The sequence below is a fragment of the Virgibacillus sp. GM2-2 genome, assembly GCF_055329585.1.
Genome location: NZ_JBUZWC010000112.1, coordinates 1 through 255, shown reverse-complemented (window position 1 = coordinate 255; position 255 = coordinate 1). Strand labels below are relative to the sequence as shown.

Annotated in this window: 1 protein-coding gene; it reads left to right on the top strand. The window is 64.7% G+C overall.

Going from position 1 to position 255, the window contains the following annotated elements; translation table 11 throughout:
* Positions 1-255: methyl-accepting chemotaxis protein (locus ACY9Z2_RS19175; protein ID WP_463611271.1), on the top strand; the 255-nt coding region annotated here is incomplete at both ends.

The window sequence follows — 255 nt, the reverse complement described above, 5'->3', positions numbered from 1 at the left end:
GGCCGAAGTGGCGCGCTCCACCGACGCCATGACGCACCTGCAACAAGAGAGCAACAAGATCGGCAGCGTGATGGACGTGATCAAGGCCGTGGCCGAACAGACCAACCTGCTGGCCCTGAACGCCGCGATTGAAGCCGCGCGTGCCGGGGAAGCCGGCCGTGGCTTTGCCGTGGTCGCCGACGAAGTGCGTGGCCTGGCGCAACGTACACAGAAGTCCACCGAAGAAATCGAAGGCCTGGTGGCCGGCTTGCAGAA